Source organism: Bacillus cereus group sp. Bc061, assembly GCF_027715825.1.
Classification (GTDB): domain Bacteria; phylum Bacillota; class Bacilli; order Bacillales; family Bacillaceae_G; genus Bacillus_A; species Bacillus_A paranthracis.
This window is the reverse complement of record NZ_JAQFTZ010000005.1, coordinates 159,640-173,847: the sequence shown is the minus strand read 5'-3', so window position 1 is coordinate 173,847 and position 14,208 is coordinate 159,640. Positions and strand designations below refer to the sequence as shown.

The following is a 14,208-nucleotide window of genomic DNA, read 5'->3' as shown; positions in this document are numbered from 1 at the left end:
ATAAATGAAAGGACATAACTAATACGTTATGTCCTTTCTTCTTCAAATCGCTCGGATAATTTTCGATCTCTTTTCTCAATTAAAAGCATATGTTTTTTATTTGTATATCGCTAGGAAATTATCACTTTATTTATGAATAAGGCTACGTACCGATTTAAACTAAAAACTAGCTTTCGATCCTATAACAACAGTAGCATCTAATTCCTCATCTCGAGCTACTTTCGTGGTAAGCCCAGCACCAGCAAAGATTTCAAAGGTCTGATTTGCCTGCATTTCGCTCGTCTCTATTAAAAGATGACCTCCAGGTGCTAGCCAGAGAAATGCTTCTTTCGCTACTCTTCGCTGAATGTCAAGTCCATCCTCTCCCCCATCAAGCGCCACCTTTGGTTCATGTAGGCGAGCTTCCTGTGGGAGCAGTTTTATTGCATCAGTAGGAACATAAGGTGCGTTTGCAAGTATGGTCTTCACGTTGCCTTTAAGTGAATGAGGCAACGATTTATACAAATCACCTTCAAAAACATGGCCACCGAAACTCGTTACATTGCGCCTTGCACATCGTACCGCAATAGGGTCAATATCAACACAATATAATTCAACTCTTCCTAAAGCTGCCGCTAGAGCTGCACCGACAGCACCTGAACCACAACAGAGATCAACGACAATATCACCAAAACATGACAGCGCTTCTGCTTGGTGAACAAGAAACTCGGTTCGTTGACGAGGCACAAAAACACCCCGCTCCACTTCTATCCGCATCCCACAAAATTTTGCGTATCCAACAACATATTCAAGTGGTAAACCATCGGCTCGCATTTCCACCATTCTCTTGAGGTCCTCTGGAGTTTGGGCTACTGAAATAAGTAACCTGGTCTCTTCTTCTGCGAAAACACACCCCGCGCTCTGAAGCCTGTTAATTATACATTTTTCTGTTTTATTGTCCAAAAAGGAATTACATTCTTTTCCTATTTACCTCACCACTTTTCTTATTTATAACCCTGTATTCGCTAAAAATTGGATGTATCCTTTTTAACAAAGTGGTCCTATTCAAAAAAATACGCCCTTATTCAATTAAATGACCCAATTGTTGAACAAAGAAACATTCTACACATTAAAAACAAAATCATAATATAAAGATACAATATTTCAAATAATGCACTAAAAAATAAAAAGGAAGCTAGATTTTACTAACTCCCTTTTCTTATATCTATTTGAGATAGGATTATATTTCCACACTTTCTTTCCCTTTTGCAACATAGCTCATATCTCCAACTGACTCGACTGTATATGTTCCATCTTGATATAAAATCTTCGTCACACTAGCATTTTCCACTCCAAGTTTTGTTTTACTACTGTCTAGCATTTCTATTAAGGTAGTAATCAACAGCCCATGAACAACAACTAAAACGTTACCGCCGCCATCTTTAGCTACTTCTTCACTAATATTATCTATCTCTGCTTTTATACGAGTAGAAAATAATTCCCAATCTTCCGCCTGTTTCGTAGGATCTGCTGCTCTAATAAGATCAATAACTTCTTGAATAGAAAACTTCATAAGTTCTTCTGGTGATGCAACGCCTGCAGCTTTTCCAACCGCATCCCACATATTATCAAGTTTTTCACCTTCAAAAATACCAAAATTTAATTCTCGTAATTTTTTTCTTTGCTCAAGTTTCAATTTTGATTGCTCACTATATTTTAATACTAAATTAGCAGTTTCAATCGCGCGGCCGCTATCACTACTATACGCACTTGTAAAATGAATATCTTTTAATCCCGTTCCTAAATTAGAGGCAACTTCCACACCTTTTTCTACTAACGGAGAGTCTGCCCAACCTTGCGCGCGATGGTTCGTATTTAATATTGTTTTACCATGTCTTGTAACATATAACGTAACTACGTTGCTATCTGTTTCTCGATTCTTCATTCTTTTTTCTCTCCCTTTACATTTCTATCTCAATTTTAACACCTCAATTATTCATTGAGCAAAATATATGTAAGTAGCTTCGCTTAATAAAAAACGCTACCTTTCTGTATATCCATACCAAAAGATAGCGTCTTTTATGATTATATTTCTTAACCGATACTCCTACTCAGCAAATGCACTCGAATATTGTACAACTCCTTCTACACTTTCAAGAGCATTCTCTGTTAATTCCATTACCATAAACACTTCTTCAGGCACTTCAAATGGTGCTTTTATATTCCACTCACTGGCTTTCTTAAAACCAAATTTCGGATAGTACTCTGGATGTCCTAATACTACAACTGATCCGTATCCAAGTTCTTTCGCTTTTTCTAACGCAGCTACTATAAGCTTTCCACCAATTCCTTTTTTCTGATATCCCGTAGCAACTGATACTGGTGCAAGCGCTAATGAATCTACAGAAGCTCCATCTTGTTCTATCGTAATTTTAGATAACATAATATGACCGACTATTTCTTCATCTACTGCAACGATTGATAACTCTGGAATAAATGCGTCACACTCTCTAATACGTTTTACAAGTTCATGTTCCTTTTTATCACTAAATTCTTCATTTAAAAATGCTTGTTGTACAACTTCTTCCGTTTTTCTATAATCGGTTTGTCGTTCTTGTCTAATCGTTACCACTCTGGATTACCCTCTATTCTTTCTCATTTCTTTTTGAATTTTACGAAGTGCTTTTTTCGATCCCCGCTCAATATCATGTTGCATTTTTCTTTCTTTATAATCGACAAATAGCGTATTTAAATCGTATCCCTCTGGATATAATTCTTTTGCTGATACCTCTAAAGTAATACGTTTTACATTCACTTCAATGAATTCACCGTTATAATATACAACGACATTATAGAAGTTATCTTTTTCCTTATAGATGATACCAAAATCATCATGATCCAATAAATTTACACGGTCGCCAATTTTATACTCGTAATGATTTTCTCTTTTTTCTTGCAGGAATTTCGGCTTTCTAATTTTACTTTCATTCACTTTTTCTAAAGTATATTCTTTATTTTCCATGTACTCTTTCGCTCTTTTCAGTACACGTTCTCTTACGTTCATTTTATTTGCAATCCAAAGTGCATTACTTTCACCTGATTTACCGATCACTAATTTATAAAGCGGTTCTAGCGTCTCACTATTAAATTGCATGGCTGCGTTCATGAAATCATCGTGCATTTCTGAGAAGCGTTTAATTTCACCGTAATGCGTACTCGCAACTGTAATACATCCTGCAAGATAAAACTCCTCTAAAATAGAAATTGCAAGTGCTGCTCCTTCATTCGGTTCAGTCCCGCTTCCTATTTCATCAAATAATAGCAACGTATTATTATTTGACATCCTCATAATCTCAGATAAATTTTTCATATGTGATGAAAATGTACTTAGTGCATTTTCGATACTTTGATTATCACCAATATCTACAAATACATTTTCGAAAATAGCAATTTCTGTTTCTTTATCTCCGGCAATATGCAAACCTGACATTGTCGCTAATGTTAACAATCCAATCGTCTTTAACACAATTGTCTTCCCGCCCGCATTCGGCCCTGTAATAATTAAACTACGATAGTTTTGACCGATTTCAAAGTTTAATGGTACTACTTTTCCACTTAAAAGCGGATGCTTACAATTTACTAAATGAACGTAGCCATGATCATTTAACTTCGGCTCTATTCCATCAATCGATTTACTAAACTTCGCTTTCGCAAACACCATATCATACTGACTAATTAATTCCATATTAATTTTTATATGATATATATTTTCTACTACCATTCCTGATAAAGTCGCTAAAATTTGATATTCTTCCATCGCTTCTTCTGCTTTCAAACTTGCCAGTTCCGCATTTAACTTTGTAACCGTATGCGGTTCTATAAATACAGTAGAACCTTTAGCCGACGCTTCAACAATACTTCCGGCAACTTGATTTTTATAAGAAGATTTAATCGGAATCGTATAACGATCATCTTTTTTACTAATAAAGAACTCCTGAATATACTTCTTATTTGCACTGCTATTTAAAAACTTCGTTAAACGTTCTTTTATTTTCCCATCTACCGAATCCATGTTATTTCGAATTCGTTTTAACTCTTTACTAGCGGCAGAATCAATACTATTTCCTTTAATTGAAAAGTTAATTTCTTCTTCAATACTTTTATATTCAGTCATTGAATTTGCATAAGAAGCTAATACTGGTGCAAAAAATTCTTTATCTAACATAAATTTTTTAATCTTTCTACATCCGCGTAAAAAGTCTGAAACGCTGACTAATTCTTCTGGATCTAAAATCATCCCTTTTTCTAATTTTTGAATTGTACTTGCGATATTTGAAATACCGAAGAAAGGAACATGCCCTTCTGCATCTAATATAGCTCGCGCTTCGGTTGTTTCATTCAATCGATTCCTTACTACTTTTATACTTGCACTCGGCTCTAATTTATTTATTAATTCTTTTCCTAATCCACTTACACAATAAGATTTCACTATATCCTTTAATTCGTTATATTGTAACTTTTCAAAAGTCATTGTATTCATTTTGTTTCTCCTCACTATGATTGATTTCTATCATAAATGAAGATACCTACTCATTAGATTCCAATGAGTTCTACATTATTCAATTACCCTTTTTAAACATTAAAAATATACACAAAAAAGCTGCGGGGATACCGCAGCTTTTACATTTACAAGGCATGAGTAATAACATATGAGGAAATAAACCATAAAAAACGGATGGCAATCCCCTTATTACACGCTTTATAAAGTATTGTAGGTATCTTCATAGGTATCGAAATAAATCCATGACAAAATTAGGGGTATGGTATACATAAAAATCCCCTGTTCTTATCCGATTTATTTCATTCAATTTTTCCTATTTAGTACCTACCGCACTCACAAAAAGCACCTCTCATTATTTTATATTATGGTCATTGAAATCTAATTTACTGAAATCATCATACTATATGTATAGCAAGAAGTAAAGGTGTCATACTTTAGTCGTACGCACATATGCAGATGTTTCCTCTTGCGATATTAGATACAATATATATAAATCGTTTAACGGAGGGGTTTCTATGACAGACTTTCAAAAACAATTTTTCGCACGATTACATATAGAAGAAAAAGACAAAGTTTCATTTGAAGATTTACCTAACATTATGTACGCGATGGCACAAACTGTCCCATTTGAAAACTTAAATGTTCTCGAAAAGAATTTTAAGGAAATATCAAAAGAAAATCTAAAAGAAAAAATTTTAGTAAACAATCGTGGTGGTCTTTGTTATGAACTCAATCCTACTATGTATCACTTCCTTAAAGACGCTGGATTCGATGTTCATCTCGTTTCAGGAACAGTGTATAACGCTGCAAATTCTATATGGGCTGTTGATTCTGGCCATATCGCAACCGTTTTAACACATCATAATGAGCTTTATTTAATTGAAGTTGGATTCGGATCATACTTACCACTTGCACCTGTTCCTTTCTCAGGTGAAGTCATTCACTCCGTTACAGGAGATTATCGTATTCGTAAAGAAATGACCGAAAAAGGAAACTACATGTTAGAGATGCGTAAAAACAATGAGTTTTTGGATCAATCTTCTACTGATGATTGGACGTTAGGCTATGCATTTTATATAGAAGAAGTGGATGAAGAAAAAGCAAATGCAGCACAAAAAATTATCGTTGAACATGAGTGCTCACCATTTAACAAAGTACCTCTTATTGTAAAACTAACTGAAGATGGGCATGCCTCTTTAACGAAGGATAGTCTCACAATAGCGAAAAACGGTAAAAAAACGAAAGAAAAAGTTACAGATGGGCAATATAAAAACCTTTTACATTCAAAATTCGGAATTACATTATAATTTTTCAAGCCTTGCCTTTTAGCAAGGCTTTTTAATTTTCAGCAGGGATTTTTTGCAATTTGTTGTATTTCATAGTTATATAGAAATATAACTACATATTTAGAAAGGAAATGATTATGACAGAACTTAAAGATCGACTACAAGTAGATGAGAAAGAAAAATGGGATTTAACGGATATTTATGATACCATTGAAGATTGGGAAAGTGATTTTCATAAAATTGAAGTATTAACGAAAGAACTACACGAGTTTAATGGAAATATTCACGATGGCAATAGTTTATTAGCCTATTTAACAAAGAGTGAAGAAATTTCTAGCATCATATCTTTACTATTCGCTTATGCACGATTACAATCTGATCTTGATACACGCGATACTGACGCTCAATCTCTTGTCGATAAAGTAACACAATTACAAGTGAAAGTAAGTGCAGCTAAATCTTTCTTTTCTCCATTCTTACTTAGCGTAGATGAAAACACATTACACACTTACATAGAAGAAGCTGAAGGCTTACAATATTATAAAGAAGATTTATTTGAATTATACCGTTATAAAAAACACGTATTGAATAAGGACCAAGAAGAGATTTTATCACAAATGGGCGAAGCACTCTCCTCTCCGCAACATACATATGGCATGCTAAATAATGCAGATATACTATTTGGTGAAGTGACTACTAATGATGGAGAAAAAGTTACTTTAACACGAGGAATGTATGCAAAGTTAATAGAAGATGAGAACCGCGAAAAACGTAAAGAAGCCTATAAAGCTTATTACAAACCATACGTTCAATTAAAGAATTCTATCGCTTCTACTTTATCTGCAGCTATTAAAAATAATGTTACTGTTTCTAAGCTAAGAAAATATCCATCAGCGTTAGAGAAATCATTATTTGGCGACATGGTTCCGAAAGAAGTATATGAAAATTTAATTGAAACGACGAAAAAAAACATTCAATCTTTACATACATATAATGAACTTCGAAAAGAGAAATTAAATGTCGATGAACTAAGACAATATGACTTAAGTGTCGACTTAGTAAAAGGTGTAAAACAAGATATTCCATACGATAGAGCGTTTGACATCATGATTGAATCACTAGCTCCTTTAGGTGAAGAATATATTGAAACATTAAAAAGCTTTAAAGATAAACGTTATATTGACGTAAGAGAAACGCCAGGAAAACGTTCCGGTGCTTATAACTTTGGTGTATACGGCGTTCATCCATTCATTCTTTTAAATCATCACGATGATTTAAATAGCCTTTTCACCCTTACTCACGAATGTGGGCATGGCATGCATACGCACTACTCACACGGATATCAACCAAGAATTTCTGCACACTATACTATTTTCGTCGCAGAAGTCGCTTCTACAGTAAATGAAGTGCTATTAATTCATCATTTATTAAAAGAAGCAAAAGATGCTAATGTACGTAACCATTTAGTAAATCACTTCATCGAGAAATTTAAAGGCACTTTCTTTACACAAATCATGTTCGCTGAGTTTGAAAAAATCACGCATGAAATGGCACAGCAAGGTAAATCATTAAATGCCCAAACCTTTAGCGAGGTTTACGAAAACTTGTTTAGAGAATATAACGGCGACTCCCTCGTATTTGACGAAGAAGTAAAATACGGATGGGCTAGAATACCGCATTTCTATCGTCCATTTTACGTGTACAAATATGCAACTGGATTCGCTTCTGCAATCCAAATTGCTGATAAATTATTAAGCGGCGATCCAAATGCACAGAAAAACTATCTCGAATTCCTTAAAGGTGGAAGTTCAGATTATCCATTAAATCTACTGAAAAAAGCTGGCGTTGATTTAACTACGCCAGAACCGATTGAAAGTGCATTAAATCGTTTTAGTGAACTTGTTGAAGAGTTTTCAACTTTATAAAAAAGAAGAGCCTCTCGCTAGAGGCTCTTTCTCTTTCATGCTCCGTTTCCTTCTATTAAATCATTCGCCATTTTCCTAAACTCTTGATTAAATGTATCATTCATACCATTTTGAACGTTAGAGAACAATATGACGAATGTTTTTTTATCCCAGTTAAAATTATTAAAAGTATTCCAGCCTGCTAATACCCCGTGGTTATGATAATAATCTGGATACGTATAGAAACTAAATCCATATTTTCTTGCAGGTGATGCAGTAAACATATCTAATACACTTTGTTTAGATAACAGCTTTCCATCCATTATTGCCTCATCTAATCTTTTCATATCTTCAACAGTTGTATACATTTCACCACACCCATACAACCAGTTCATTTTTAAGCGGGGGGCAGCTATTAATTCATTATCTTTTCTCGTATAACCTTCTGCTAAAAAAATATCTTCTGGGAGAGTCGCCCCCATTCCAGATTCATACATGCCAGCAGAAGTAAAAATATTTTCTTTCACGTATTCAGCGAGCGGTTTATTCGTAATTTTTTCTACAATATATGCAAGCACCATATAATTATAGTCTGTATATTTCCAGCCTGTCCCTGCAGGAAATTGCAATTTTTGCGCTCCAATCCACGTTACTAACTTTAAACGTGACCCTGCATCCACCCTACCTTGTCCTTGATCTGGCAAGCCAGATGTGTGTGTTAATAGATTTCGTAACGTAATGTTTTTATCTGCTGGAAACGATGGGATATACTTATTTACATTGTCTTCAATATTTAATTTCCCTTTTTCTTTTAGCTGCATAATAGATATTGCAACGACCGTTTTCGTAATAGAACCAATACGATATTTCGTTCTTGGCGTTGTTACTACTTTATCTTTCACATTCGCATATCCATAACCTTTTCGTAAAATCACATGATCTTTACTAGCTACAAGAACGCTCCCATTAAATCCTTTATCTTTTAAATATTGATCTAGTTTTCCAGCTACAGCTTCATAGCGTTTTTTCTCAGTTGCATCAACTTCTTGCATATCGTCCTTTTGCTTACTATTTAAATTAGAAAATGCCTTTATATCATATTTCTTACCTTTATTTGCATGTATTAGTGCAACGACACTCCCACAAAAAATAGCAAAAACAAAGAAAACGATTAACCATTTCTTTAGCATAATAGGAACCCTCTTTTATATAGTTTCACTTAACGCGCATCCATTCTATTCTATATCTATTAATTTTTAAATTTTTTATAATACTACCTATTATTCACCTAAATGAACTAGATTCCTTTTTCTCATATTCAGTTTTCGGCTACTCTCTATTGTATTTCTTTCTCGCAAAATTTCCACCATACAATCGGATGCACCCTACTATAATTTCAACATCTTATGTAACATTTGTTACACAAGATAAGAAACGGAGTTGTTAAGATGAAAAACACAGATAAAAACAATCGTTTAGATGATATGACGTTTCATTATCCTACAATAAAATATAGTTATAATTTAATATTAAGTAAAATAGATTACAACTTTAAAAGGAAATGATACTAAAAATTTTCAAACAAAATAAATCATGTAAATAACGATAAAGAAAAACAAATCATTATAGCTAAAATTACAGGCAATGAACTTCATTGAAAATGAATCTCATTTATACTTTGATTATACAACAAATAAAAAAAGAAATGTCGCTCACTCGGCATTTCTTTATATTTTCTTCATAAAAAATTTACATTGCTAACTTTCTTTTATTTTCTTGTTTTTTCTATATAAACTGACTGCCGAGATACTTAACAATACTACTATACATAACCACGCATACGCATACCCTTTCTCATCCACAATATAACCAAATAAAACAGGTGCAACAATAATAGCAATTTGATTTAATGTAAGTGCTACACTCACTGTTATTCCTACAGATTCTTCACTTGCCAATTCAGCAACTTCGGCTATAAAAAGACTAAACCATCCAATTGAAAAGAATCCTAACAATGCACTTACACTATACAAGACTCCACTCATTATTGTATGTATATTCATTACTAACAATAAAATCAAGCCGATAGAAGCGCAGACAGCTATAAATAAAGGTATACGCCGATTCCCCTTATACAACACATCACTAATAGCTGCTAATGCAATACGACCAATCATTCCAGAAAAGAACATAACCGAAAATACTGTTCCGGCTACAATAGATGTAATCGATTGTTCCCCTGCTAAAAATTTCATGAAGTGCCCAACTAACACCATTTGTAATGAAATCATGCAAATACCCGTTATATAAATTGGATACAACTCTTTTTTGCATATCACTACTTTTAGCTCCATCCAAAAGGAAATGTTATTATGTCCTGTCCTCGCTTCCTCCTGAACATATGGCTCTTTATAAAACACAAAAAATAATACTCCTCCCATTATACAAATGCATGCGATACTATTGATCGCGTAAGTCATATTATATTGTACTGTAAGAAACGGGATTAACACTCCCGCTAACGCGCCACCAATCGGTATACCCGCTTGCCTTATTCCCATCGCTAATCCGCGATTTTCTTTTCGGAACCATTTTAAAATCACTTTACTTCCTCCTGGCTGGGAAACACTATAAAACATTCCTATTAATAAAAGTACAAATAATAACCCATTAAATCCATTTACTATATTAGTCAGTAAAAGCGAACTCCCTAGCAAAAATGAACTGATAGAAATTAATATTTTTTCATTATATTGATCAAGTAGCCGACCGACAAAAAGCATACAAAATAACGGTCCAACATTTACAACGCTTACTAATAATCCACTCTCCGTATTCGTAAGTGCATATTCTTCTTTCCAAAATAAAGCGAAAACCCCGACACCATACGTTATAAGTGTCGCTGTGGTTTGAGCAATCGTCGCAACAATTAACATAACCCATTTATAAGTACTATTCACCCTTTCTTCAATCAACATAATAATCCCTCCCCCTTCCATTGTATGAAAGTTCTGATATCATATAAAATAAAGATTCATCATATAATCCATCAAAAAAATTGATACCTTTTCGGAGGGATGATACGTGGACATAAAAGATTTAACTGTATTTTACGAAGTCGCGAAGGAAAATAATATTTCTCACGCAGCGAAAAATTTGAACTATGTGCAATCAGGCGTAACGATGCGTATGAAACAACTAGAAAATGAATTAGGTGTTCCTTTATTTTACAGAAACGGAAAAGGTGTAACTTTAACTTCTAACGGTGAGATTTTATTAACGTACGCCAAACAAATTATCCACTTAATGGATCAATCTATAAAAGCGGTTCAAAGTAATGGAACTGATCCTAAAGGTACTTTAAAAATTGGATGTACAGAATCTACAACTGCGGTAAGGCTTCCCTCTATATTAACGGCCTACTATGAGAGGTACCCAGAAGTCGAATTGATTTTGGAAACAAATACAACTGAACAACTAATTAAGCTTGTATTAGAGCGAAAACTAGACGGAGCGTTTATAGCTGGCTCTACTCAGCATAATAAACTCCATACAACTGTATTTCATGAAGAAGAATTGGTTCTCATTAGTAAAAAACCTTTATCCTCTCTTACAGACATAGAAGATATGAATTTACTCGCTTTTAGTCACGGGTGCTATTATAGAAGTTTATTAGAAGACTGGCTTCAAGAAGAAGACATCTCGCCTAAACGAGTATTAGAATTCGGAACAATCGAAGCGATACTTGCATGTGTAAAATCAAATATAGGTGTAGCGATTATGATGAAATCAATTTTAAAGGGACATGAACATGACGTATCATTCAACCCTTTACCAAATAGCTTCAAAAAGGTTCCTACTACTTTCATTACTAGAAACGATATATTTCGCTCAGCTGCATTACAAAAATTTATGGAGATGACTCACAATGCATGAAAAGAAAATACGTGGTATAAAACGAAAAACAAACACTATGATTAAACGCATTGAGGAACATACAAAAATATTCCCATCTACTTTCTATAACGATGAATATTGGTATATGCCTTTACCAGTTTCTCAAGCTTTTATCGAGTCTCATAAAACACCTAGAAAAGTAAAACGATTATGTATACAAACCTTAATAGATCGAGTGAATCATTTAATAAAAATAAAACCGAATGATACACATACATATCGAGTTGTTACTATAATTTCTATAGAAAATTTATGGAGATCGCAAATTATCGTATTTAAAAACGATGACTACTTTCAAAATTTTTTCAATAGAAATAATGAATTTCAAACATGGATCCCTCTTTCAAATGAAATTAATTTTTGGGAAACATGGGGAATTTCAATTCGCCCTACTGCCCAACTGTTTCACTTTCAAGAAGTCATTTATGATGAAGATACAATCGATAAAAAAGAGATTTGGTTTATTGGAGAGTTATCTTAAAAGGGGTACTTTCAAATGAAAAGCTTCCCTTTTTCCACTTATTAAAATCGCTATATAATGAATTTGTCATTTTATTATATAGGAGGTTTTCAAATGGTAATACCTAAATATCCTGATGTCCCTACTCTTACGAAAAAACAAATCGATCAAATTACAGAAATCACTTTTCTAAAAGAAATAACACCACAAAAATGTGATGCAATATTCGTTTTCGGCGGTTCACACCCTGGCAATTGGCAAGCTCCTCTAGAAGCTTATCGACAAGGTTTAGGAAATAAAATTATCGTTACAGGTGGTACTAGTTTACATGGCATGAAACATCCGAGCTGGAATTACGGGGATTTGTCAGATGCAGAAGTAATTGTAAATAAATTACTTGAACATGGCGTACCAAAAGATGCTATCCTATTCGAGAAAAACTCCCTCCATTCTATCGCTAATGTAATGGAAGCGAAAAAGATTTTTGATTTTACAAAGATTAATCAGCTACTATTTGTTTGCAAAAGTTTAGGCGCTGGTCGGCAATATCGAGTATTAAAAAAACATTTACCTAAAACTATTACTTGTATCCCATATACATTTGATACAAGTTTCGATGGTGAGTTTATCATTAATAGATATAATTGGATGGAAAATGAAAAAAGTCGCTCTATGATTTTTGGAGAATACTTGAGAAATGTTTGCTACGGTAGAAAGGGCGGCATTGAGCCACCTGAAAATGAGGTTGAAGGTTTAGAAGAATATGTATCCTATTACTATAATCTAGCATAATAAAAAAAGGTATACCAAAATGTCGGTATACCTTTTCTCCTATTTATTTTTCTTTTAACACACTATGTAATCGATCAGGATAATTTGTAAACATTCCTGTAGCACCCCATTTTATTAACAATCTCATATCTGGTTTCTCATTAATTGTATAAGGATGAATTAGCAGTCCATTATTTCTAGCTATTTTCATATATGACTCATCAATAATTAATTCTCCGTTATCATTACGTAAGTTTGGTCCAATACCAACTGCATACTTTTTAATTTCTTGAAAATCTTCATTCGTTACATGTTTCGGTTCATGTGTAATAGCAGACCATTCAACAATCTCATTGTTTTCATTTGGATAATACCAAAGCAGTTGAACTAACGGAATATTTTCATTCATACTATGAATCTTTGTTAAACTATCTTTACTAAATGATTGAATCATCACACGGCTAGAAGACATGTTTTGACCTATTAAATTATATTTTTCTAATAAAGCTAATAATTTCTCTTCCATTCCTGGATACACATCTGGTGATTTTGTTTCAATGTAATACTTCATGCTTCTTCCGTACTTTTGGAAAATTTCTTCAAGAGTCGGAACTTTTTGACCAACGTACTCTTGCTTAGCCTTTTCTGGATACGCTTTATTGAACCACGATCCTGCATCTAAACTCTTTATTTCACTTAATGTTTTATCTCGTACTTCACCTGTACCATTTGTCGTGCGATCAACTGCCGTATCATGCATTGCAATCAACTGGCCGTCCTTAGTTAATTGAATATCTAACTCCAAATAATCCGCTTTCATTTTTTTCACTAAATCATAAGAAGCAAAAGTATGCTCAGGTGCATGTCCACTTGCTCCGCGATGTGCAATATTTAAAAACTTATTCTTATTCCACTCATGCTTTCCTTCTGCTTTCGCATGAACAGCTCCCCCAGCAAAGATACTTCCCGTCATAAAGAAGATAACTAAAACGCTAATAATTTTTCTCATCCTTCTAACCCTTCCTACGTTACAAATTTCAACAAGTTAATGAGATTTACACGAAATAGAAGATATACTTTCATCATTTTTATAAGTTTATATTAAAATTCCAATCTTACAAATATAATTCCCCTATGTTATTACTATACTATTTATTTTCCATATCCCCCTATTCACATGTAACTTCCTATTGATTACATTTCATCAATAAAAAAAGCCATAAATTATTTAGAGGACACTTCTGTATCCTTAAATAAATTTATGGCTTATCTCAAATATCTCCGGCCTCG

12 protein-coding genes and 1 pseudogene are annotated in these 14,208 nt (G+C 33.6%); 6 read left to right on the top strand and 7 right to left on the bottom strand.

Annotated features, from left to right (window positions below; genetic code table 11):
- Positions 1–159: 159 nt before the first annotated feature.
- The 4 genes from PDQ40_RS18695 to PDQ40_RS18680 all read right to left on the bottom strand — a co-directional run bounded on the left by PDQ40_RS18695 (position 160) and on the right by PDQ40_RS18680 (position 4,519).
- Positions 160–942, bottom strand: coding sequence for a putative protein N(5)-glutamine methyltransferase (locus PDQ40_RS18695; RefSeq protein ID WP_000369197.1), 783 nt, complete (start codon positions 940–942; stop codon positions 160–162).
- Between the two features lie 277 nt (positions 943–1,219).
- Positions 1,220–1,924, bottom strand: a complete 705-nt coding sequence (locus PDQ40_RS18690) for a histidine phosphatase family protein (protein WP_000797124.1) — start codon at positions 1,922–1,924, stop codon at positions 1,220–1,222.
- Between the two features lie 162 nt (positions 1,925–2,086).
- Positions 2,087–2,611, bottom strand: a complete 525-nt coding sequence (locus PDQ40_RS18685) for a GNAT family N-acetyltransferase (protein WP_000256495.1) — start codon at positions 2,609–2,611, stop codon at positions 2,087–2,089.
- Positions 2,612–2,617: 6 nt separating this feature from the next.
- Positions 2,618–4,519 (bottom strand): endonuclease MutS2, encoded by a 1,902-nt coding sequence (locus PDQ40_RS18680; RefSeq protein WP_001095176.1) that lies wholly within the window; start codon positions 4,517–4,519, stop codon positions 2,618–2,620.
- Between the two features lie 536 nt (positions 4,520–5,055).
- On the opposite strand from PDQ40_RS18680, the gene PDQ40_RS18675 reads away from it, so the two are divergent.
- Positions 5,056–5,847 (top strand): arylamine N-acetyltransferase family protein, encoded by a 792-nt coding sequence (locus PDQ40_RS18675; RefSeq protein WP_000129178.1) that lies wholly within the window; start codon positions 5,056–5,058, stop codon positions 5,845–5,847.
- A gap of 116 nt (positions 5,848–5,963) precedes the next feature.
- On the top strand, positions 5,964–7,751 hold the full coding sequence (gene pepF / locus PDQ40_RS18670) for an oligoendopeptidase F (RefSeq protein WP_270691567.1): 1,788 nt from the start codon (positions 5,964–5,966) through the stop codon (positions 7,749–7,751).
- Between the two features lie 35 nt (positions 7,752–7,786).
- Here the strand turns inward: pepF and PDQ40_RS18665 are convergent, their stop codons facing one another.
- Positions 7,787–8,920, bottom strand: a complete 1,134-nt coding sequence (locus PDQ40_RS18665) for a serine hydrolase domain-containing protein (RefSeq protein ID WP_000915219.1) — start codon at positions 8,918–8,920, stop codon at positions 7,787–7,789.
- Positions 8,921–9,178: 258 nt separating this feature from the next.
- On the opposite strand from PDQ40_RS18665, the pseudogene PDQ40_RS18660 reads away from it, so the two are divergent.
- Positions 9,179–9,388, top strand: a pseudogene (locus tag PDQ40_RS18660) (hypothetical protein).
- A gap of 99 nt (positions 9,389–9,487) precedes the next feature.
- On the opposite strand, the gene PDQ40_RS18655 reads toward PDQ40_RS18660, so the two are convergent.
- Positions 9,488–10,708, bottom strand: a complete 1,221-nt coding sequence (locus tag PDQ40_RS18655) for an MFS transporter (protein WP_139339226.1) — start codon at positions 10,706–10,708, stop codon at positions 9,488–9,490.
- A gap of 106 nt (positions 10,709–10,814) precedes the next feature.
- Between PDQ40_RS18655 and PDQ40_RS18650 the strand changes: the two genes are divergently transcribed.
- The 3 genes from PDQ40_RS18650 (at position 10,815) to PDQ40_RS18640 (ending at position 12,939) form a co-directional block, all read left to right on the top strand.
- Positions 10,815–11,666, top strand: coding sequence for a LysR family transcriptional regulator (locus PDQ40_RS18650; protein ID WP_061131713.1), 852 nt, complete (start codon positions 10,815–10,817; stop codon positions 11,664–11,666).
- Positions 11,659–12,168 carry a DUF3916 domain-containing protein gene (locus PDQ40_RS18645; protein ID WP_270691566.1) on the top strand — a complete coding sequence of 170 codons (510 nt, stop codon included), beginning with the start codon at positions 11,659–11,661 and terminating at the stop codon, positions 12,166–12,168. The genes PDQ40_RS18650 and PDQ40_RS18645 overlap by 8 nt, the downstream gene beginning before the upstream one ends.
- Positions 12,169–12,261: 93 nt before the next feature.
- Complete coding sequence (locus PDQ40_RS18640) at positions 12,262–12,939, top strand: YdcF family protein (RefSeq protein WP_061131711.1); 678 nt, start codon at positions 12,262–12,264, stop codon at positions 12,937–12,939.
- Positions 12,940–12,982: 43 nt separating this feature from the next.
- On the opposite strand, the gene PDQ40_RS18635 is transcribed toward PDQ40_RS18640, so the two are convergent.
- Positions 12,983–13,927: a glycerophosphodiester phosphodiesterase gene (locus PDQ40_RS18635; RefSeq protein ID WP_074543562.1), complete on the bottom strand. Its 945-nt coding sequence runs from the start codon at positions 13,925–13,927 to the stop codon at positions 12,983–12,985.
- Positions 13,928–14,208: the final 281 nt, after the last annotated feature.

Coding starts and splice junctions, on each gene's coding strand:
- PDQ40_RS18675 (WP_000129178.1), top strand. CDS start 5,056: ATGACAGACTTTCAAAAACAATTTTTCGCACGATTACATATAGAAGAA.
- PDQ40_RS18640 (WP_061131711.1), top strand. CDS start 12,262: ATGGTAATACCTAAATATCCTGATGTCCCTACTCTTACGAAAAAACAA.
- PDQ40_RS18655 (WP_139339226.1), bottom strand. CDS start 10,708: ATGTTGATTGAAGAAAGGGTGAATAGTACTTATAAATGGGTTATGTTA.
- PDQ40_RS18680 (WP_001095176.1), bottom strand. CDS start 4,519: ATGAATACAATGACTTTTGAAAAGTTACAATATAACGAATTAAAGGAT.
- PDQ40_RS18645 (WP_270691566.1), top strand. CDS start 11,659: ATGCATGAAAAGAAAATACGTGGTATAAAACGAAAAACAAACACTATG.
- pepF (WP_270691567.1), top strand. CDS start 5,964: ATGACAGAACTTAAAGATCGACTACAAGTAGATGAGAAAGAAAAATGG.
- PDQ40_RS18690 (WP_000797124.1), bottom strand. CDS start 1,924: ATGAAGAATCGAGAAACAGATAGCAACGTAGTTACGTTATATGTTACA.
- PDQ40_RS18665 (WP_000915219.1), bottom strand. CDS start 8,920: ATGCTAAAGAAATGGTTAATCGTTTTCTTTGTTTTTGCTATTTTTTGT.
- PDQ40_RS18635 (WP_074543562.1), bottom strand. CDS start 13,927: ATGAGAAAAATTATTAGCGTTTTAGTTATCTTCTTTATGACGGGAAGT.